This window comes from Mycobacterium sp. MS1601 (assembly GCF_001984215.1).
Classification (GTDB): domain Bacteria; phylum Actinomycetota; class Actinomycetes; order Mycobacteriales; family Mycobacteriaceae; genus Mycobacterium.
The window spans coordinates 2,891,535-2,911,355 of record NZ_CP019420.1 but is presented as its reverse complement, the minus strand read 5'-3'; the positions used below and the strand labels follow the sequence as shown (position 1 = coordinate 2,911,355).

19 protein-coding genes and 2 pseudogenes are annotated in these 19,821 nt (G+C 63.7%); 17 read left to right on the top strand and 4 right to left on the bottom strand.

Annotated features, from left to right (window positions below; genetic code table 11):
• Positions 1–13: 13 nt before the first annotated feature.
• Together BVC93_RS14220 and BVC93_RS14215 are read right to left on the bottom strand one after the other, a co-directional pair.
• Positions 14–769 carry a GntR family transcriptional regulator gene (locus BVC93_RS14220; protein WP_083738033.1) on the bottom strand — a complete coding sequence of 252 codons (756 nt, stop codon included), beginning with the start codon at positions 767–769 and terminating at the stop codon, positions 14–16.
• A 46-nt stretch (positions 770–815) separates the two neighbouring features.
• Positions 816–2,303: an amidohydrolase family protein gene (locus BVC93_RS14215; RefSeq protein WP_083738032.1), complete on the bottom strand. Its 1,488-nt coding sequence runs from the start codon at positions 2,301–2,303 to the stop codon at positions 816–818.
• 99 nt (positions 2,304–2,402) lie between these two features.
• Here BVC93_RS14215 and BVC93_RS14210 point away from each other — a divergent pair, with 99 nt between their 5' ends.
• From BVC93_RS14210 to BVC93_RS14150, 14 genes and pseudogenes are all read left to right on the top strand, one after another.
• Positions 2,403–3,839 (top strand): class I adenylate-forming enzyme family protein, encoded by a 1,437-nt coding sequence (locus BVC93_RS14210; RefSeq protein ID WP_192860322.1) that lies wholly within the window; start codon positions 2,403–2,405, stop codon positions 3,837–3,839.
• 16 nt (positions 3,840–3,855) lie between these two features.
• Positions 3,856–5,031, top strand: coding sequence for an acyl-CoA dehydrogenase family protein (locus tag BVC93_RS14205; RefSeq protein WP_192860321.1), 1,176 nt, complete (start codon positions 3,856–3,858; stop codon positions 5,029–5,031).
• Positions 5,032–5,057: 26 nt separating this feature from the next.
• Positions 5,058–5,945, top strand: coding sequence for a dihydrodipicolinate synthase family protein (locus BVC93_RS14200; RefSeq protein WP_083738029.1), 888 nt, complete (start codon positions 5,058–5,060; stop codon positions 5,943–5,945).
• Between the two features lie 31 nt (positions 5,946–5,976).
• Positions 5,977–7,245 (top strand): CaiB/BaiF CoA transferase family protein, encoded by a 1,269-nt coding sequence (locus BVC93_RS14195; protein WP_083738028.1) that lies wholly within the window; start codon positions 5,977–5,979, stop codon positions 7,243–7,245.
• Between the two features lie 31 nt (positions 7,246–7,276).
• On the top strand, positions 7,277–7,705 hold the full coding sequence (locus tag BVC93_RS14190; RefSeq protein WP_206780399.1) for an EamA family transporter: 429 nt from the start codon (positions 7,277–7,279) through the stop codon (positions 7,703–7,705).
• On the top strand, positions 7,702–8,133 hold the full coding sequence (locus BVC93_RS14185) for an EamA family transporter (RefSeq protein WP_157516916.1): 432 nt from the start codon (positions 7,702–7,704) through the stop codon (positions 8,131–8,133). The genes BVC93_RS14190 and BVC93_RS14185 overlap by 4 nt, the downstream gene beginning before the upstream one ends.
• Positions 8,134–8,164: 31 nt before the next feature.
• Positions 8,165–8,566, top strand: coding sequence for an allophanate hydrolase-related protein (locus BVC93_RS14180; protein ID WP_083738025.1), 402 nt, complete (start codon positions 8,165–8,167; stop codon positions 8,564–8,566).
• Positions 8,563–9,960 (top strand): dihydropyrimidinase, encoded by a 1,398-nt coding sequence (hydA, locus tag BVC93_RS14175; protein WP_236950361.1) that lies wholly within the window; start codon positions 8,563–8,565, stop codon positions 9,958–9,960. The genes BVC93_RS14180 and hydA overlap by 4 nt, the downstream gene beginning before the upstream one ends.
• Positions 9,961–10,169: 209 nt before the next feature.
• Positions 10,170–11,141, top strand: a complete 972-nt coding sequence (locus BVC93_RS14170; protein ID WP_192860320.1) for a TRAP transporter substrate-binding protein — start codon at positions 10,170–10,172, stop codon at positions 11,139–11,141.
• Positions 11,138–12,337, top strand: a complete 1,200-nt coding sequence (locus BVC93_RS14165) for a metal-dependent hydrolase family protein (RefSeq protein ID WP_083738022.1) — start codon at positions 11,138–11,140, stop codon at positions 12,335–12,337. Before BVC93_RS14170 ends, BVC93_RS14165 begins: the two co-directional genes overlap by 4 nt.
• A 36-nt stretch (positions 12,338–12,373) precedes the next feature.
• Positions 12,374–12,985 carry a TRAP transporter small permease gene (locus tag BVC93_RS14160; protein WP_083738021.1) on the top strand — a complete coding sequence of 204 codons (612 nt, stop codon included), beginning with the start codon at positions 12,374–12,376 and terminating at the stop codon, positions 12,983–12,985.
• Between the two features lie 2 nt (positions 12,986–12,987).
• A complete protein-coding gene (locus tag BVC93_RS14155; protein WP_083738020.1) occupies positions 12,988–14,289 on the top strand; it encodes a TRAP transporter large permease in 1,302 nt (433 codons plus the stop codon).
• Between the two features lie 88 nt (positions 14,290–14,377).
• A pseudogene (locus tag BVC93_RS34015) lies at positions 14,378–14,464 on the top strand (thiocyanate hydrolase subunit gamma); the annotation flags it as partial.
• A gap of 124 nt (positions 14,465–14,588) precedes the next feature.
• Positions 14,589–15,509, top strand: a complete 921-nt coding sequence (locus BVC93_RS14150) for an AEC family transporter (RefSeq protein WP_083738019.1) — start codon at positions 14,589–14,591, stop codon at positions 15,507–15,509.
• A 6-nt stretch (positions 15,510–15,515) separates the two neighbouring features.
• On the opposite strand, the gene BVC93_RS14145 is transcribed toward BVC93_RS14150, so the two are convergent.
• Entirely contained in the window at positions 15,516–16,049 is a 534-nt protein-coding gene (locus BVC93_RS14145; protein ID WP_083738018.1) for a DUF1697 domain-containing protein, read from the bottom strand.
• 43 nt (positions 16,050–16,092) lie between these two features.
• Positions 16,093–16,866 carry a glutaminyl-peptide cyclotransferase gene (locus BVC93_RS14140; RefSeq protein WP_083738017.1) on the bottom strand — a complete coding sequence of 258 codons (774 nt, stop codon included), beginning with the start codon at positions 16,864–16,866 and terminating at the stop codon, positions 16,093–16,095.
• Between the two features lie 305 nt (positions 16,867–17,171).
• Here BVC93_RS14140 and BVC93_RS14135 point away from each other — a divergent pair, with 305 nt between their 5' ends.
• The 3 genes and pseudogenes from BVC93_RS14135 to BVC93_RS14125 all read left to right on the top strand — a co-directional run bounded on the left by BVC93_RS14135 (position 17,172) and on the right by BVC93_RS14125 (position 19,759).
• A complete protein-coding gene (locus BVC93_RS14135; RefSeq protein ID WP_083738016.1) occupies positions 17,172–17,381 on the top strand; it encodes a long chain fatty acid-CoA synthetase Faa4p in 210 nt (69 codons plus the stop codon).
• A 178-nt stretch (positions 17,382–17,559) separates the two neighbouring features.
• Positions 17,560–18,336: pseudogene (locus tag BVC93_RS14130) on the top strand (ATP-dependent DNA ligase); the annotation flags it as partial.
• Between the two features lie 85 nt (positions 18,337–18,421).
• On the top strand, positions 18,422–19,759 hold the full coding sequence (locus tag BVC93_RS14125; protein WP_083738014.1) for an aspartate aminotransferase family protein: 1,338 nt from the start codon (positions 18,422–18,424) through the stop codon (positions 19,757–19,759).
• Positions 19,760–19,821: the final 62 nt, after the last annotated feature.

Below are 19,821 nucleotides of genomic sequence, written 5' to 3'. Positions count from 1 at the left end.
GCCGTTGCCAACCTTATCGCCGGATGACGCTGAAATGCAGGTATTTGTCGTTGATTTCGGCCCTGCTGCTACCCATCCTCACACCTTCGAATGTGTAGTGGTGTTCGGTGAGGACAAGCAGCGCCGACCCCTCTTCGAGCGACAGACGCTCAGCAGTCTCCGTGCCGGCGACATGTGGGCTGATGTCGACAACTGAGTGATCGAGGCGCAGTTGGTGGAACCTGTGGTAGAACTCGTAGAGGTTGTCGGGGATGTGTCCCGGTTCGGGCCGTTGGTTCAGCATGCTCGCCGATACAGCATCGACGACGTACACCGCGGGTGAGCCATCTGCCGAGAACGTCTTACGGATGACGAAACACTCTGTGCCGACATCCACCTGGAGATCGCCGGCCAACTCCTCGTCGGCGTCGACGAATCCGGTGGTCACGTCTATTGCCGCGGAGTAGCCCGACTCGGAGAGAAGCACCTCGAATCCGGCGAGCCGCTGCAAACCCAGCGTGGCGGGCCGGACGTGCTGGTTGATGACGGTACCGATGCCTTGGCGGCGTGCGACGAGTCCGGCGCGTTCGAGGGCCTGCAATGCCGCCCGGATCGTCGTGCGGCTGACGCCGAGTTGGAGCGCGAGATCATCCTCGCGTGGCAGACGATCGCCGGGATACTCGCCGGCGATGATCGACCTCAGGATGGACTCCTTGGCCTGGTCGGTCAGCGAACCTCGTCCGCGCAGTGATTGAGTGACGCCTGCGCTTGATTGAATGCCCGTGTTCATGTGTCCCTCACCCCGCCGTACGTCAGGTGACGTCGATCGCGTGAGCCTATCGGAGATAGCTGTTCGTCGACGCGTCCCACGCCAGCACCTCCTCCCAACCGGCAGCGAGGCTGGGGATCAGTTGGTCGCCGAAATCGAATGCCTCTTTGTGCGCCGCCACCACGTCACCGGCGCGGCCGCGGATCTCATCGAGCAATTGCACCTCGTTCACGCCGGTCAACACCCGGGCTTCCATCACGAACCGTCCTGCCACCATCACGTGGGTGAGAGCCTGGGTCGGGATCTGCAGAGTGAGGTGCAACATCGGATCGTTGAGCGGGGTGAATGCATAGTCGTTGAGATCCAACATCAAGATATCGGCCTGCTGTCCCACAGAGATCGAACCCCGTTGACCCGCAGCACCGGTCGCGACTGCTCCACCCAAGGTGGCGATCTCCCACGCCTGCCGCCCGCCGATCCAGCGCGCATACGGGACGGGTTCGACCTTGTGTAGGATTCCGGCCAGTTTCACTGCTTCGAACATGTTCTGACCGTCGCCTGCGCACATCCCGTCGGTGCCCAGCGAGACGGGTACCCCGCGCTCGCGTAGGACCGTGATGGGGCTGACCCCGCTACCCAGTTTCAGGTTCGAGATCGGGTTGTGCACCACTGTGGCTCCGGTGCCCGCCAAGGTGTCGGCGTCGTCCTCGTTGAGCCAGACACCATGGACGAGATGGGTTCTGGGGGAAAGGAACCCGATATCGCCGAGGTGGCCCACGATGGACTTGCCGTAGAGATCCATGCCGGAACGCCGTTGCATCTTGGTTTCCAGGACATGGGTGTGGATCTGCAGGTCGAGCTCGTCGGCAAGTGCCCGTGATTCCAGAAGCATGGTGTCAGTGCACCGCTGGGGGCCGGACGGCCCCAGACCGATCGCAATGCCGTTGGCGGGATCGTGGAACTTGGACACCATGGCCCGGATCAGGTCCATCGATTCCGCGCTGGACATAGGGGGATGAGCGTTCAGCTTGCGCCGCGTCTCATCGCTGAGCCGTGTCCGGTCCAGTATCACAGTGTCTTCGAAGGGCCGATCGGCGATGGCCAGGCAGATCAGCGCCCGGATACCGACGTCGCGGTAGGCGCGCACCATGGCCGCCAGTCGAGCTTCGGTGAAGCCGGTGAATTCGTAGATGAAGTCAACGACAGCGGTGGTTCCGGTACGGGCCGCTTCCATCGCCCCGACCATGGTGCGCAGGTAGACATCCTGCTCGCTGGGCTCGGGCGCAAAAAGAGTGGGATAGGAGTAGATCATCCAGGGTTCGAGCGGCAGATTGTCGAACAGCCCGCGAAACCAGTTCTCGTTGGAATGCGTGTGACAGTTCGCCAGGCCCGCAACCCCGAGCTGTCCCGACATGTCGTGGTTCGCGAAACCAGCGGGGACATCGCTTGTTTCGGTGATGGCAGCTATCGAACCGTCGACGATCTGGAGATTGCGCGGCGCGAATCGGCCATCCGGGAGCTCAACGGTCAGATTGCGAAGCAGAACTCTCGTCACGGAGCTGACGCCCTTTCGCGGTTCGGTAGCCGATTAGACAAAGCGTAATATATCATACGTATGAGAAATGCCCTTGTGGCGTGAGTGATGGGAGAGTGCATGGACGGGGACGCGTTCCTGCGCAACCTCACGCCGATGCTCTCGAGAGCAGGAGGCCAGACCCTCGTCGACGACACCAATCTGAGTCTCACGGGAATAGAACTCCTGCAACATATTTCAGCGCTGAAGGAGATGCTGCGGCCCCGGCTCCAGCCGGGCGACGTAGTGGCTGTGGCGTTGCGGTCCTCGGTCGCCTACCTGGTCCTGCAAGCGGCTCTCGTCGATCTCGGAGCCGTGTTCGTGGGTGTCCCGACAGACGCGCCGTACCTGCTCGACGATGTGCGGACCCGTTGCGAGCCGAGGTGGTACGCGCTGGCGCCGGGCAGCGAGTTCGCCGAGGCGGCCCGCAGTGATGCCGGACTTCTTCTGGTCGACGAACGGACCGCCTCGGTGAGTGTCGCCTGGGCGCCTCGAGAGCGTTCCGGTGTTTCCGATCTCGCCGACGGCCGGGTGGTTGCCGCGACGTCGGGCTCGACCGGGCAGCCCAAACTCGTGGTTCTTTCCCCAGAGTCCTACTGGTTCGCGGCCACCTCGATTGGGCGCGTTACCGGTATCCGAGCGAGCGACTCGGTGTTGCACCATCTGCCGATCCAGCGAGGCGCGGGTTGGCTGTTATGGGGGTCGGTGGCCGCCGGGGCTCACAACCTGATCCTTCCTACGAGAACCACCGAGTTGCCGAATGCACTGCGCGACAACAGCATAACGGCAACGTTCAGCGTCAGTGTCGGTCTCGCCGAGATGGTGAAGCAGGATTACAGTGCCGAATCACTCCCCGATCTGCGCACGCTCTACTACAGCAGCGGTCCGGTGACCGTGGACCTTAAGCGGGCGCTCGCCGAACGTTTCGGCGACCGGCTCATCCAGGACTACGGCATGACCGAGGTTCCAGAGCCGGTGACGGTACTGACGCGTGAGGATCACGTTCGCGGACTGGACAACCCGACGCTTCTCTCGAGTGTCGGGAAGCCGCTGCACCCCAACCGTATATCGGTTGAGTCAGGAGCCGGCCCCTCAGAACCCGGAGGCATTCGCGTGCGCAGTCCCTATATGTTCGAGGGGTATTGGGGGCAACCCCTGCAAACGGTCGAACGTTGGTATGACACCGGTGACCTCGGCTACTTCGACACCGAGGGGGGCCTCCATATCGTCGGTCGGCGCTCCGAATCGGTCCGTTCCGGTGGAGTCTCGTTCTCGCTGAACGATATTCGTAGCCATATCATGTCTGTGCAGGGCGTGGAGGACGTCGACCTGTCTGTCCTGCCCGATGACCGACTCGGGGAGCGCGTCCGGGCGTCGGTGGTCGTCTCGGCCGGAAGCGGCCTCGATGCTGGCTCGCTGACCGACCATCTGCGCTCCGTGGTCGAGGACAGCCGCGCTATCCCGTCAGAGATCCATCTGTCCACCACCGCAACCAGTTTCGAAGAACGAAACCACTGAGTACAGGATGCCACCAATGAACATCGATTCACTACTGACCGACGAGCAGCGACAACTCAGGGACACGGTGCGTGCCTTCGCGCGCAAGGAGGTCGGCCCGCGGGCCCGCGGAATCGACGCCCAGACCGAGGACTGGAAGGACTTGTTCCGAAGGATGGGTGACCTCGGCCTTCTCAGCCTGCTGCTTCCCGAAGAGTGGGGACAGGGTGGTGACATGGTGAGCCAGGCGCTGGTGCAGGAAGAGTTGGCGTACGCCTCCGGTTCGATCGCCAACTCGCAGGTCGGTGCCATCGAAGAGGGCCTGTTCATCAGCTTGCATGGCACCGACGAGCTCAAGGCCAAATACCTTCCGCGCATTGCCACCGGCGAGATCAAGGCGTCGTTCGCACTCACCGAGCCACAGGCCGGGTCTGACGCCAGCAATCTCAAGACGGTGGCACGCTCCAACGGTGACAGAGATTATGTGATCAGCGGACAGAAGGCGTGGGTTACCGCGGGTGCTCAGGCCGACGTCATCATCGTCGTCGCCATGACCGATGGGCCCGAGCAGAAACGCGTTCCGACCGCATTCCTGGTGGAGACCGGCTGGGAGGGCGTACACAAGGGTCAACCGGAGGACAACCACGGAGTCCGCGGGCTCGGTACCAGCTCGATGAGCTTCGACGAGGTGGTGGTGCCGGCGGCCAACATGCTGGGTGAGCCCGGCCAAGGGCTCGAACTCTCACTCGCGACGATCAATTTGGGCCGGATCTCGACGGCTGCGATGTCCGTGGGTCTGGGACAACGTGCCCTCGACGCCGCGCTGGCCTACAGCCTACAGCGCGAGCAGTTCGGTCGCCCCATTTTCAAGTTCCAGGGCATCAAGTTCCAATTGGCGCAGATGGCAACCAAACTCGATGCCGCACGGCTGCTCTACCTGCACGCGGCACGAATCCGGGACAGCGGGGCACCTGGTCTGGCTCGGGTCGCCTCAGAAGCCAAGTTGTTTGCAGCCGATGCCGGAGTGTGGGCCTGCGAGCAGGCAATGCTGGTCTTCGGCGCCAACGGATACACCCGCGAGAATCCCGTCGAACGCTGCCTGCGCGATGCCAGGGTCTGTCAGATATTCGAGGGCACCAGCAACGTGCAGCAGATCGTGATCGCACGGGAACTGGCCAACGAGTTCAAGCCCAGCTTCGCCGAACTGACCTGACCCGAACGCCTGGAAGGAATCACGCGATGACGGAGTTCCGCGGAACCTACATCCCGACCATCACCCCATTCACTCCGGACGGTTCACTGGACGTAGCCGGCATCCACGACAATGTGGACTGGTGGATCGCAGAGGGCCTGCACGGCTTGATCCCCGGGGGTAGCGCAGGGGAATTCCTCCAACTCGATGACGACGAGTTCCGGTTGATGGCGTCGGAGACGGTCAATGCAGCACGGCGACGGGTTCCGGTGATCCTGGGGATCACCGCTGATTCCACCAAGCTGGCTGTCGAACGCGCCGAGTTCGCGGCGGAAATCGGCGCCGATGGCGTTATGGTGGCTCCGCCGTACTACTCGCAGGTCGACCAGGACGAGCTCACTGAGCACTTTCGCTGTGTGGCCCGCGCCTCGCATCTCCCGGTGATGGTGTACAACAATCCTTTCACCACGGGTGTCGAACTGACCCCGGAGTTCCTCGCCGATCTGGCTGCCGCTGAAGAGACGATCCGCTACGTCAAGGACACGTCTTTCAATGTGCAGCGAGTACTGGAGATCACCGCGCTCAGTGGCGGATCGATGAAAGTCTTCGCGGGACTGCTCGGTTACGAATCCATGGCTGTCGGCGCCGCCGGCTGGGTGTCCATTCCCGGACTGATGGCCCCGTCACAGTGTGCGCGGTTGGCTGACGCCGCGCTGTCGGGCGATCTCGCCACCGCCGCCGAGATGCATGCAGCGATATTCCCGCTGATGAAGATGGAAGAAGACACCAACAAATTCGTGCAGATGCCGAAAGCCGCTCTCACGCTGATGAATCGGCCGGCAGGCGCGCCCCGTGCGCCGCGTCGCCCGCTGCAGGGCGAGGAACTGGACCGCCTGCGATCCATTCTGGACCAGCTGGGGCTCCTTCCGCGATGACCACCTCTCCCAACACCGAAGGGTTGCAGTGATGTCAACCAGTTCACACGAATCGGCCTCCGCTCGATTGCTCAGCGGCGTTCGCGTCTTGGATTTCGGCCGGGTGTTGGCCGGGCCGTATGCAGCCCGGCACCTCAGCGACCTCGGCGCTGAGGTGATCAAGATCGAACGTCCCGTCTACGGTGACGACACCCGCATGGATCCGTACATCTACGACGATGGTCTCAGCGCCGGCTTCATGCAATTGAACTGGGGCAAAAAGAGTCTCAGTATCGACCTGCGACACGCTGATGCCAAGGAGATCATCCGGAAGCTGGTCGCCGAAGCCGACGTCGTGATCGAGAACTTCCGCCCCGGCGTGATGACCAAGCTGGGTTTCGGGTACGACCAACTGGTCGAGATCAATCCGTCGCTGATCATGTGCTCGGTCTCGGCGTATGGGCAGACGGGGCCCTATGCGCAACGGCCCGGCTACGGGCCCGTTGCGGAGGCAGCCGCCGCGGTTCCCGAGTTGTCCGGGGATCCCGACGGAGCTCCGATGCCGACGGTGCTGCCGATCGCCGACAACATCGCCTCCGCTCGCGCACTTGCAGCCATCTGTGCCGCGCTGTACCACCGAGAACGCACCGGCCGCGGCGAATACATCGACATCTCGCTGCTCGAGTCGGCGTTCCAGATGCACGACATGGCCGTCCAGCAGTATCTGGCCACCGGCGGCGAGGTCCAGATGACGCGTCGCGGCATCCGAGACGTCACGTGGGTTCCCTGGGGCTTCTTCGCCGTCGCCGGAGAATGGATCTGCATCATGGCGGGCAACGACAGCAGTTGGCGCAGTCTGGCGACAGTAATGGGCCGAGATGACCTGCTGGCTGATCCGCGATACGCGGACTACGAGGGTCGCACCCGAGAGCGGAACGTCATCTACGGCGCGGTCGAGACATGGTGTGCAACACAACCATCCGCGGAACAAGCTGTGAATGCACTAGTGGCCGCCAGTGTGCCGGCGGAGCGGGTGAACAGTGTCGCTCAAGCCGTCGCGCATCCTCAACTGGAAGCCAGGAACATGTTGCCCCGGTATCAGCACCCGATCGTCGGCGAGGTACGAGTGATGAATTCCGGTATCACGCTGAGGAACACCGCCTCCGACCCCCGCGGAGTGGCACCGGATCTCGGGGAGCACAACCGGGAGATCCTGCGGGATATCCTCGGCCTCGACGACGCCGAGGTGGATAGGTTGACCGAGACGGGTGTTGTGTTCGAACATCCCCGCCTCGCTCGGCTCCGCGATGCCGGTTCCTGACCACCGGCATCGTTCGCGACTGCGAGGTACGGTGCTCATCCTGGTCTCGGCGTCGGTGTTCGGCATCATGCCGATTCTCGCGAAAGAAGCGTACGCACACGGCTTGGAGGTGTCGCAACTGCTGCCGCTGCGGTTCTGGTTCGCCGCACTGGGACTGTTGTTGTTGGCGTTGATCTTCGAGCGGCACCGCATCCGGGGGGCGCGCCAGCATCTGCCGGGCGCAGTGGTGCTCGGAGTACTCTATGCAGCTCAGACACTGATGTTTTTCGTGGCGCTGAAGTCGACACCGGCGTCCATTGCGGTGCTGCTGTTCTTTACGTTCCCGACGATGGTCGCGATGGCGGGGTGGCTTTTCCTGCGGCGGCCGCTCACCGGCTCGGTACTGGCCGCATTGGTCGCCGGGTTCCTCGGGTTGGTGCTCACGGTCGGTGACCCCGGGCGGGATCGGTGGTCGGCATGATCCTGGTCACCGGGGCGGCCGTGGCCAACGCCTGCTACTTCCTGTACGCCGAAGTCCGGATGCATGATGCGCCAAGCCTTCTGGTGTGCGCAGTGGGACTCGCGATGGGCGCGGGCGCTCTGACCGTCCTGGCTGTCCTGCGCAACGATCCGGTTAGTCCGACGACGGCAACGGGATGGCTGCTGATCGGCGGCCTCGCCCTGGTGCCGGTGGTCGGGTTGCCCACCCTCCTGGTAGGGCTGACGGATCTGGGTGCCACCGCGTCGGCGGTGCTCAGCACCTGGGAACCAGTGCTGGCTGTGTGGGTGTCGGTCACCATGCTCGCTGAACCGTTCACCGCGGTGCAGGTCGTGGGAGCCGGCTTGGTGGTGGTTTCGGTGATTCTTGCCCAACGGATCCCAGTCCGTCTTGGGCCTCAGAAGTGTTGATGGTCAAGTGATCAGAAGGAGCATTCATCCCATGTCAGAACTCAGGATGTTCGTCAACGGACAGGCGATGTCCGGTGGGTCGATCAACTTCGCGCTGCAAGGTGCGACGTTCCTGGGACCGGCCAGGACATCGGCGAAGTACCGATTCCACTCGTTCCGGGACGAGTTCCCCGGCCTGCGCGTGGCCGGCCCCGCAGAACAGGGCCACGCTGTTCCCGGCGAGGTGTACCAGGTCACCTACGACATTCTGCGGCAACACCTTCTACCCAACGAACCACCGGAGCTGGAGTTGACGGTGATCGAGCTGGAGGATGGCTCGGGATCACTGTGTATGCAGGTCCGGGAAGGAGCCCACGAGTTCGACGGTGTGGTCGACATCAGTGACCGTGGTGGCTGGCGCGAGTACCTGCGTTCGATCGGTTCGAACCAGTGACGGCGCCCTATGATCTATTGATCCGCGGTGGCACCGTGGTGAATTCGGACTGGTCGGGCCCCGCTGACCTCGGGATCCGCGACGGGCGCATCGCTGCAGTTCTGGCTCCCGGAACACCTGCCGATTCGGCCGAGCGGGTGGTGGATGCGGGTGGCATGCTGCTGCTGCCGGGCGGTGTCGACCCGCACTGTCACGTGGGTTTCACGTCGGGGGAGTTCACCAGCCTCGACACCTACCTGGAGGCCACCAAGGCTGCGGTGCTCGGGGGAACCACAACCATCATCGACTTCGCCATCCCGCGGCCTGGTCAGTCGCCTTGGGAAGCCATCGTCGAGCGTCAGGCGCTGGCTTCAGAGGCGCTGTGTGACAGTGCTTTACACGCGTGCGTGGTCGAGTGGGATGACACTGTGCCGGCTCAGCTCGCCAAGGCGGCCGACATCGGCATCATGACTGTCAAGATGTTCACCACCTACCGCGGTGAGGTGATGGCCAACGAAGACACCATCCTCAAGGTGATGAAGACGCTCAAAGAGTTGGGCGGGATGGCGGTGGTGCACGCCGAGGCCAATCACATCATCGAGGACACCCAGCTGGAGCTTGCTGCGGCACAAATGATCTCAGCATGTCATCACCATCTCAGCAGGACCGAGCTGTCCGAGACTGCCTCGGTTGCTGAGATCCTGGCCATCGCCGAGGCACTGGACACACCAGTCTACTTCGTGCACCAGTCGAGCGCCGAAGCCGTCGAGTTGGTGAACCGGGCGCGGATGCGCGGTGTCCGGGCGTTCTCCGAAGTGGTGGCACACCACGTGACCCTCGATGACAGCGAGTATTCGGGAGCCAACCCGGAGCGCTTCGTCTGCTGCCCGCCGTTACGGCCGCGGGAGACGGTGGAGGGTCTGCGCGACACCGTGCATCGCGGGCTCATCGACACGCTTGCCAGCGACCACTGCTGCTACGACACCGCGCAGAAGGAGAAGACTCCCGGTGACGTCCGGATCATGCCGAACGGCCTGCCCGGGGTGGAGACGCGAATGCCGGTGCTGTTCGACCAGTTGGTGCACCAGGGCGGGATGTCGGTGCAGAAGCTGGTTGCGCTGAGCGCCACCAACCCGGCACGGCTCAACGGCCTCTATCCGCGCAAGGGTGTCATCGCGGTGGGCTCCGACGCCGACATCGCGGTCTGGGATCCGGCCCTCACCCGGACCGTCCGCACGGCTGAGCTGCACATGACCACCGACTACACCCCGTACGAAGGGCGTGAGGTGACGGGCTGGCCGGTGACGGTGATCGTCAACGGGCACGTCGTCGTCGAGAACGGCTCCCTCACCAACGGCGACACCACGATTGGGCGCAGCATCCAGTCCGCTCCTGTCGACGTGACGCTGTACTGAGGGGATAGCGGCGGCGCCCATGTTCCCATCGTGTTAAAGATCCGGTCGAGAGGCACAAACGGTGCCGCCCAGTTCGTAATACATGATATGTATTACGAACTGGCCAGTCGGACATGGCCTGCCGGGGTTCTCACGAAAGGGCGATTACGATGCAGGAAAGCAAGCACCGAAGGGGTCGGCGGTTTCTGACGGCTTTGATGGTCGGTCTGGTGGGGACTGCGGCCATCGGGTGTGGCGGCGGCTCCGACGAAGCCGGTGGAGGCACCGTCACGTTGAAGTTCGCCCATGACAGTCCGACGTCCAGCCCCTATCAGAAGGCGGCTGAAGAGTTCAAAGCCAAGGTCGAAGAGGGCACGGACGGACGTGTCCAGGTGAACATCTTCCCCGCCGCGCAGCTCGGTGAGGAGTCGGTGGCCATCAATGGACTCAAGAGTGGCGCGGTCGACGCCACGATCGTCAATGTGCCGTCACTGGAGCCGACTGTCGAGGAGCTGCAGCTGTTCTTCCTGCCCTTCCTGTTTCGTGATGAAGCTCAGGCGCTGCGGGTGACGGAGGGGCCTGTCGGTCAGCGGATGGTCGACGCCATCCAGGAGAAGGTCGGCGCCGAGACAGTGGGATGGGGATCCATCGGAGAAGCGGTACTTGCGAACACGGTTCGCCCGGTGTCTTCGCCAGCGGACATGGCGGGGTTGAAGATCCGAACTTCGACAAGTGCCATCGCCACCCAGACCTACGAGGCGTTGGGGGCTCTGCCCGCACAGCTCGCCTTCGGAGAGTTGTATCAGGGATTGCAGAGCGGAATCGTGGAAGGATTGGACTCCGGTGTCGTCGACATCGTCGACCTGAAGTTCTACCAGGTCGTCGACAACGTCACTCTCCTGAGTCAATTCGTCAGACTTGCGCCGGTACTGGTGTCAGAGAGCTCACTGGCGAAACTGTCCGAAGAAGACCAGCAGGTGGTTCGTGAAGCAGGCAAGGCCGCTGCCGAAGCGGAGCTGGCCGAAGTGCAGAAGCAGGCCAACGCAGCCATCGAGATGCTTCCCGATGAGGGTGTCCAGGTCGTCGAGCTCACTGATGAGCAGCGCCAGGCCTTCGTGGACGCGGTCGAGCCTGTGTATGCACAGAACGCGGAAGCCGTCGGTGGGCAGGCACTGATCGACGAGGTTCGCGACACGCCATGAAAAGCGCAGTGCCGCACTCATTCTGCAATGCACGCATCCTCGATCTGGATACCGGCGAGCTCGCACCTCCCCGGACCATCGAGGTGGGGCCGGGCGGCCGTATCACCCGCATCTCAGCCGCCCGGCGTGCCGGCACGAACGACTTCGATCTCGAGGGTATGACCGTACTTCCCGGACTGTTCGACGTACACGTGCACCTGACTCCGGTATTTCCCTTCTCCGAGGTCGACCCGGGTGAGAAGGCTGCAGACACCGTACTGCGGGCGGCATTTCACGCTCAGGAGGCGTTGCTCGCCGGCTTCACCACCATCCGGTGCGTACACGAGCAGAACGCGGCGGACCTCCACCTGAAACGTGCCGCGGCGGCAGGCTGGATTCAAGCTCCGCGCATAGTGGGCGCAGGCAGGGCGATATCGACCACCGGCGGGCACGGCAAGGACTTCGTTTCGGCCTACGCCGACGGCGCCGACGAATTCCTCAGAGCCTGCCGCGCGGAGCTCGCAGCAGGTGCCGACATCATCAAGATCTACATCACCGGCGGAATCGCCGACGCTCGTGAGGGTTTCGATGTCCCACAGATGTCGGCGGAGGAGATGTGCGCGGCAGTGGCGGCCACCGCCTCGCACCATACCTACGTGGTGGCACACGCCGGATCCAGCGGCGCGATCAGGACGGCGATCCAAGCAGGAATCCGGTCCTTCGAACACGGCTACCTGATCGACGACGAGACCGCACGACTGATGGCACAGACAGGCAGCATCCTGACGCCGACGATCTCGGTGACGACCCTCGGCGACTGGATGCTCGAGCAGGGCTTCGACGCTGATGGTGTTGCGGGAGCGCTCGCCGCTCATCGTGAGCACCTGGCCAGCCTCCACAGGGCGATCGACGCCGGTGTGGACATCGCGTCCGGCAGCGATGTGCAGCCGGGGCTGCCGTGTGAAGGAACCGTCGCCGGGATCCGGGAGATCGAACTGCTGCAGGAGGCCGGGCTGTCTTCTTTGGCGGCGCTACAGGCCGCGACGACCGTGGCTGCGAAACTGTGCCGAGTCGACGACATCGTGGGCCGGGTAACGGAGGGCCGGATCGCCGATCTGGTGGCGCTGCCCGGTGATCCCAGCCGGGGAGTCGAGGCATTGCGTGACATTCAGATGGTGGCGCAGGCCGGTTGTGTGGTCCGCGACGGTTCTCGCTGACCTGTATTCGTCGACATATCCAGGAGATTCTCACCGATGGAATCATCAGCCGCCTCCGTGCAGCGTGCTGCTGCGACGCTCAGTCGAGCGCTCGACGTGGTGATCACCGTCGCGTGCGCCGCGATCGTGATCTTCCTCTGCATCGCGACGTTCGTCGGCGTCATCTACCGCTATGTCCTGCAGCAGCCCCTCGGGTGGCCCGAAGAGATATCGAGGTTCGGGCTGGTCTGGCTGTCCCTGCTGGCGGCCAGCCGCGCGCTCCGCCGGGGTGAACACATCGCCCTGGGTTTCGTGGTGGCGCGCCTGCCGGCACTCGGACGCGACATCGTGCGCCAGATCGTCAATCTGATTGTGATCGTCTTCGTCGCGGGCTTCGTCTACCAAGCTGTCGAGTACCTGGACATCGTCGGCCCCACCAAGGCCACGGCAACCGGAATCAGCATGGTGTGGCCCTACCTCGGACTCGTGGTGAGTTTCGGCGCGGTCCTGCTGGTCATCCTTCTCGAAATCGTGGATGCGGTGTGCGCCCACATCACTGGCGAATCCAGCAGCCTCGCCGTCGCCGCCGCCGAGGACGGTGTCGAGCTTCTCAACTCCAATCCTGTCGTCGACCACACCAGCGGTCCCGAGTCTGCCAAGGAACACTGATCATGGTCGCGATGCTGATTCTCAGCACCCTGTTCGTGCTGATGGCGATCGGTATGCCCGTCGCTTTCGCGCTGGCCATCTCGGGCACCGTCGGGATCCTGGCCAGCCCCGGCGGCGAAGACCTGCTGAACACGGTTCCGCAGCAGGTGTATTCGTCGCTGGACTCCTACACCTTGATGACGATTCCGCTGTTCATCTTCGCCGGGACCATCATGGCCGAAGGTGGGGTGGCAAAGACCCTGATCGAGGCCGCGCGCTACAGCCTCGGCCGGGGACGTGGCGGTCTCTCGGTGGTCACCGTCGCGAGCACCGTGATGTTCAGCGGAGTCTCCGGATCATCGACCGCCGACGCGGCGGCGATCGGCAAGGTGATGCTCCCGGAGCTCAACAAGAACGGCTATCCGGCGCCCTTTTCGGCGGCCGTCCTGGCCGGGTCGGCGGCGACCGCCACCCTGATCCCACCAACCACAGACCTGATCATCATCGGCGTGCTGACCAGCACGTCCATCGGCGGATTGTTCGCCGCAGGGCTGCTTCCCGCCCTGGTGAACTCCGCGGCGCTGATGTTGGTGGTCTGGTTGATCGCCCGCCGGCGCGGCTACGGCGGCTCGTCGCAACAGGAGCCGTTCACCATCGGCGGGTTTCTGGGCAGGTCCGCAAGGGCGCTGCCGGCGATGTTGATGCTGCTGATCATCGTCGGCGGTATCGTCGGAGGCATCTTCACCCCCACCGAAGCCTCCGCCGTAGCTGCGGTCTACGGTCTGCTGGTCGCCAAGTTCATCTACCGACGGCTCACCTGGGAAAGCGCGAAAACGGCTATGTCGGAAGCAATTTCGCTAACCGGAATCGTGATGCTCATCATCGCCACCGGATCGATCCTGAGCTACGCACTGACGGTCAACAACATCCCCGACCATCTCGCTCAGACGCTCACCAGCCTGACCACCAACCCGTTCGTCTTCCTGTTCATCGTCCAGGTGATCTTCCTGGCGGTGGGCACGATCATGGATGGCGTACCGGCACTGCTCATCCTGATGCCGATTCTTGCGCCCATCTCGGTCGAATACGGCATCGAACCGATTCACTTCGGCATCCTGGTGGCGGCCAACCTGGCAATCGGCCTCATCACACCACCGATCGGCCTGGTCCTGAGTACCGCCGCTGCGGTGGCAAAACTACCGATCGAACGGGTGGTCCGGCCCATGCTGCCGCTGTTGGCTGTCCTCATCGCCATGCTCATGCTGTTGACCTACGTCGAGGACGTCTCGATGTTGCTTCCCCGCTTGCTCGGTCTCGACACTTAGGCAGTCGCTCCCACCACTCGACAATGACGTCCAGGAGTAGCTCAGTACCGACGGCTTCCAGGCTCAACCGCTATCGCGAGTAGGCCGTCGCCTCTTCACCGAGTTCGCTGAACAGATCGGGCCCACACAGGCTGCCGGTCAGGCCGCCAGGGCCTGGCCGGATCCCGACTTCAAGGCGCGGCTGGCCGCCGTCCGCACCCGACTGGAGGCCTGAATTCGCATCCTCGACCTCGGGTGCGGATAATCGATGCATTCAGATGACCGGGCCGGGCTGATCGCCTGAGGAACGAGGCGTTGCAGTGCTGGCGGTGTTGGAGGCCTTCGCCGTCATCGCCGTGATCATTGCGGTGGGCGCCGTGGTGGGCCGCACCGGCGTGCTGGGCGACAACGCGCGGATAGTGCTCAACCGAGTGGCCTTCCATGTCGGCGTGCCGGCGCTGCTCATCATCACGCTCTCGGATTCTGCTCCGGCACAAGTCTTTTCACTCCCGCTTCTGGTATCGGCCGTCACCGCACTGGTGACGTTCGCCGGCTACTTCATGTTCGCGGTCGGCATCCGGGGCCGACGGCGCGGTGAGGCCACCATCGGTGCGTGGGCGGCGTCCTGGGTCAACTCGGGCAACCTCGGGATCCCGTTGAGCGCCTACGTGCTGGGCAGTACCACCGAGGTGTCGGTGCTGCTGGTGTTCCAGACGGTGGTGCTGGTGCCGCTCGGCGTTGCGATCATCACGTCCGAGCAAGGCAGTGGGTCGGTGCGCACCCAGGCCAGAGAATTCGTGACCAATCCGATCATCGTGGCCAGCGCCATCGGCATCACGATGGCGCTCACCGGCATCACGTTGCCCAGAGCCATCCACGAACCGCTGGACTTGTTGGCCGACCTGGCCATCCCGACCGTGCTGCTGGCATTCGGCATCGCACTCGTCACGCAAACCGCACGCCCCGCCGAAGAGAGCCGCCTGGAGCTGGTGGTCGCCGTGATCTTCAAGGTGCTGGTGATGCCGGCGCTGGCCTATGTCCTGGCCCGCTGGGTGTTCGGGGCATCTCCAGAACAGGTCACCGTCATCACCGTGCTGGCGGCACTGCCCGCCGCGCAGAACCTCAACACCTACGCGTCGGTGTTCCAGCGTGGTGAAAGCCTGGCCCGCGACGTCACGTTGATCACCACGCTGGCATCCGTGCCGGTGATCACGGTGCTGGCGTATCTGATGGACCTGTGACCGTCGTCAGCCGTCCATCAGGCCGAGCAGTTTGACGGTGGTGGACCAGCTGCGGATGGTCAGCTGCTTGTACTCAGGTGTCCCGACGATCTTGCTCATCTTGCTCTTGGTGCGTTCGGCGCGCAGCCGGGCGAAGTACACCACCCCGGACCCCGGCCAGGCCTGGTCGACGCCGTCCCGCAAGTCGATGATGCCCATCACCTGCTCGGCGGTCAGCGGCGCCTTGAGGAACAGCACGTCGCAGTGATGGTCATCGCCGCCGAAACCGTTGGGCGCCTTGGCAACGACGGTCTTCAGCTGGCGGTGCGCGCGCACCACCACCACCAGCTGGACACCGAGTCGCTTCTCGAGGGTGGCCTCGATCTCCGCCTCGAGGGTCGTGGCGGGTGCGTCGCTTTCGAAGAGCACATTGCCGGACTGGATATAGGTACGCACGTCGTCGAGGTGGTGCAAAGCGGCCTTGAGGTCCTTCATGGCGACGAGGTTGCGACCGCCGACATTGATGCCTCGCAGGAGTGCGACGTAGCGGGTGGTACCCATGCGTGATGCTACCGCCGCCCTCGGATCCACGCGCGCAGCGCAGCTAAGCCCCCGGGATGCTCACCCGGTACATCGCCGGCCAGTTCTTGCCGGTCAACAGGAACTCCTCGCCGTCGAGGTGGGCGATGCCGCTGAACACCTGCGCCACCGACCGCTGTCCGAATTTCCACAAGCTTGAGACGTCGACAATCAGGTTGATCGCGCCGGTGGCCGGATCGATGCGGGCCACCTCGTCGGTGGGCCACAGGCTGGCCCACACCTGACCGTTGACACATTCGAGCTCGTTGAGGCCGGTGACCGGGACGCCGTCGCGGGTGACGTTCACCGCGCCGGTCTGCTCGAACGAGCCGAGTTTACGAAACTGCAGGCGTCCGGACCCGTCACTCATGATGAATCGGTCGCCGTCACGGCACAGCCCCCAGCCTTCACCGGTCACCGGGATCTCCCGTAGCGGGGTCAGAGTCGCCTTGTCCCAGATGATCGCGACACCGTCCTGGTAGGTGAGCTGCCAGATGGTGTCGTCGACGATGGTGATGCCCTCGGCGAAGTAGTCGTCGGGCAGCGGCACCGATCGGCGTACCACGCCGGTGTTCGGGTCGACCTCGCGCAGATCCGAGCGGCCGGCCAGGCCGCTGGCCTCGTACAGCGTGTTCCCTTCCACCTCGAAGGCCTCGGTATAGGCGTTGGGATCGTGTGGGATCTCCACCAACACCACCGGCGTGACGACCGGGATCGGCTCGGCGGACGCCGAAGGAGCCGTGAGAGTCGCCGTGACAATCAGAACGCCGGCCGCGAGGCCGGCAAAACGTGAGGCCATGACCGCAGTTGTACCCGTTGCGACTCCGGCACCGCACATGATCCCCCTGGCCGGAGCTCCTTCGCCTGCTCCCCCACCCCCCTCGCTTCGCTGGGAAGTACTCCCACCCAGCCGCGGACCCCGACCGTTCATCCGCCGTTCACGGCCTGGACCGGCCGCGATTAGGAGTTGACGTCAAAACGATCTACGATTTGCTGCGGTTTTGCACAGCTCGCGAAACCAGCCAGCCAGCCATCTCAGAGAGATTGATCATGCCCCTTCAGCCCACGGTCAGGCATGCGTCCGGTCGGCGTAGACGACGCACAGTGGCCCCGCGCGCCAGCTTCAGCACCGTCGGACAGTGTTTCGACATCGAAGTCAGCCGCGACGCCTCCGGCTGGGCGATCCGGGTTCCCGAGATCGAGGCCGTCACCTACGCCCGCCGCCGCGCCGAGGTGTCCGCCGCCGCCCGCGAGTGCATCGCCGCGCACACCGGCATCCCGATCGGCTACATCGCGGTCATCGTCCGCGATTAGTTGACTGAACTTCGGCGAGCCTGCCGATGCGGCGGGTGCAGCGGGCGGAGGATCCGGAGATGGGAGAGTTGGGACGGGTGGAGTCAGCCGAGTCCGGCCTGCCGTGGCGGGTTATTTTCCCCGATGTCGAGCACACGGGCGCGACGTCGTACCTGCGGGAGCTGGCGGCGTCGGATTGCGAGTACGGATGCTCGCGGAGAAGACCCCAGCGCCCTTCGTAGCGTTCGATCTCCTCGCGTTGGAAGACGAGGACTACACCCGCCGGCCGTTTACCGAGCGTCGCGCAGCACTCGTTGGGGCCTTGGCCGACTCTGGTCCGTCAGTCCATGTCACGCCAGCGACCACCGATCTCGAGACGGCTCAGCGATGGTTCGAAGAGTTCGAGGGGGCCGGCCTCGACGGGGTGATCGTCAAACCGTTGACGGTCACCTACCAGTCCGACAAGCGGGTCATGTTCAAGGTCAAGCATCAGCGAACTGCCGACTGCGTTATCGCCGGCTACCGGGTCCACAAATCCAGCGACGACGCGATCGGCTCGTTGCTCCTCGGGCTCTATACCAACGACGGCACCCTCAACTCGGTGGGCGTGATTGGCACTTTTCCGATGGCGAAGCGACGGCAGCTGTTTCTTGAATTACAGCCGTTGGTAACCACTTTCGACGGCCATCCGTGGAATTGGACCGCTCACGAAGCCGGTGACCGAACACCGCGCAAGAACGAGGCGTCGCGTTGGAACGCCGGCAAGGATCTCTCGTTCGTCCCACTGCGGCCCGAGCGAGTGGTCGAGGTGCGCTACGACCACATGGAAGGTGAACGACTCCGGCACACCGCGCAGTTCAACCGCTGGCGGCCCGACCGCGACCCGCATTCGTGCACCTATGCGCAACTGGAGCAGCCGCTCACCTTCCGTCTGAGAGACATCGTTCCTGGTCTTATCCCTCCGGCGGGCCATTAGCATCGGGAACACAATTCGCCGGCCTGCCGACCGCAAGCGGCGAAATTTTATCGACGTCGAACATCGAAGACCCCTAACATGCCTCATGCCCGTTTCCTCGCCGCAATCCGAATCGCAGTTCTGGTCCGACGCCGATCGTTATCTGGTCCGATACGACGGCGGCGACGGTTTCACCCGTGAGATCATTTCGACCGCCATTGGCTCTTACCTTGTCACCGAGAGCGGTCGCCGAGTCTTGGACTTCACTTCGGGACAGATGTCGTCGATTCTCGGGCACAGCCACCCCGACATCGTCGCCACAGTGAGTCGACAGGTCGCCTCGCTCGATCATCTGTATAGCGGAATGCTGTCGCGGCCCGTCGTTGATCTGGCGAGGGGTCTGGCGGCGACGCTGCCGGAATCTTTGGAAAAAGTACTGTTGCTCTCGACCGGCGCCGAGTCCAACGAAGCTGCGATACGTATGGCGAAGCTCGTTACGGGCAAGCACGAGATCGTCGCGTTTTCGCGATCCTGGCATGGCATGACCAACGCCGCTGTGGCGGCGACCTACAGCGGAGGCCGCCGCGGGTATGGACCGGCCGCTCCTGGGCACTTCGCGATTCCCACTCCGAACTGCTATCGGCCGGACTTCCTGACCGCCGGGGGCGACCTGGATTGGCAACGACAGCTGGACTTCGCGTTCGGCCTCATCGACGCCCAATCGGTGGGATCGCTGGCCGCCTGCCTCGTCGAACCGATCCTGTCCTCCGGCGGCGTGATCGAGCCTCCCGCAGGGTATTTCGCGGCACTCCAACGTAAGTGCCGGGAGCGCGACATGCTGCTGATCGTCGATGAGGCACAAACAGGCTTGTGCCGCACCGGCCAGTGGTACGCCTTCGAACGCGACGGTATCGTCCCGGACATCCTGACGCTGTCGAAAACACTGGGTGCCGGATTGCCCTTGGCGGCGGTGGTGACGACGGCCGAGATCGAAGCCGAGGCACATGCGCGAGGATTCCTGTTTTACACGACCCACGTCTCTGATCCGTTGGCGGCTGCCGTCGGCAACACCGTCCTCGACGTGCTGCACCGAGACGGGCTGGCTGACCGCGCCGCCCACCTCGGCAATCTGTTGCGTCAAGGTTTGCTAGATATCCAGAACCGTCACCGGGCGGTCGGTGACGTACGTGGCCGCGGCTTGCTGCAAGGCATCGAGTTGGTGACCGATCGCGAAACCAAGCAAGGCTCAGACGAATTCGGTGCGTTAGTCATGCAGCGAAGTCTCGAACTCGGTCTACACATGGAGGTGGTGCACCAACTGCCAGGCATGGGCGGAACCTCCCGCATCGCGCCACCGCTGACCGCTAGCGAGCAGGAGATCGCCCTCGGCCTGGAGATGCTTGACCAGGCTATCGCTGCCGCATCCGACGAATTCTTCAGCTGATCCAGCGATCCATCGGCATCGAAAGGACCGAGTTCATGTCTCACGACTTCCCCGCGCCCCGA

Bases quoted from the DNA above. Each gene is read 5' to 3' on its own strand.
- BVC93_RS14200 (WP_083738029.1), top strand. From the start codon at position 5,058: ATGACGGAGTTCCGCGGAACCTACATCCCGACCATCACCCCATTCACT.
- BVC93_RS14180 (WP_083738025.1), top strand. From the start codon at position 8,165: ATGTCAGAACTCAGGATGTTCGTCAACGGACAGGCGATGTCCGGTGGG.
- BVC93_RS14155 (WP_083738020.1), top strand. From the start codon at position 12,988: ATGGTCGCGATGCTGATTCTCAGCACCCTGTTCGTGCTGATGGCGATC.
- BVC93_RS14160 (WP_083738021.1), top strand. From the start codon at position 12,374: ATGGAATCATCAGCCGCCTCCGTGCAGCGTGCTGCTGCGACGCTCAGT.
- BVC93_RS14125 (WP_083738014.1), top strand. From the start codon at position 18,422: ATGCCCGTTTCCTCGCCGCAATCCGAATCGCAGTTCTGGTCCGACGCC.
- BVC93_RS14165 (WP_083738022.1), top strand. From the start codon at position 11,138: ATGAAAAGCGCAGTGCCGCACTCATTCTGCAATGCACGCATCCTCGAT.
- BVC93_RS14185 (WP_157516916.1), top strand. From the start codon at position 7,702: ATGATCCTGGTCACCGGGGCGGCCGTGGCCAACGCCTGCTACTTCCTG.
- BVC93_RS14220 (WP_083738033.1), bottom strand. From the start codon at position 769: ATGAACACGGGCATTCAATCAAGCGCAGGCGTCACTCAATCACTGCGC.
- BVC93_RS14205 (WP_192860321.1), top strand. From the start codon at position 3,856: ATGAACATCGATTCACTACTGACCGACGAGCAGCGACAACTCAGGGAC.
- BVC93_RS14210 (WP_192860322.1), top strand. From the start codon at position 2,403: ATGGACGGGGACGCGTTCCTGCGCAACCTCACGCCGATGCTCTCGAGA.
- BVC93_RS14145 (WP_083738018.1), bottom strand. From the start codon at position 16,049: ATGGGTACCACCCGCTACGTCGCACTCCTGCGAGGCATCAATGTCGGC.
- BVC93_RS14140 (WP_083738017.1), bottom strand. From the start codon at position 16,866: ATGGCCTCACGTTTTGCCGGCCTCGCGGCCGGCGTTCTGATTGTCACG.
- BVC93_RS14195 (WP_083738028.1), top strand. From the start codon at position 5,977: ATGTCAACCAGTTCACACGAATCGGCCTCCGCTCGATTGCTCAGCGGC.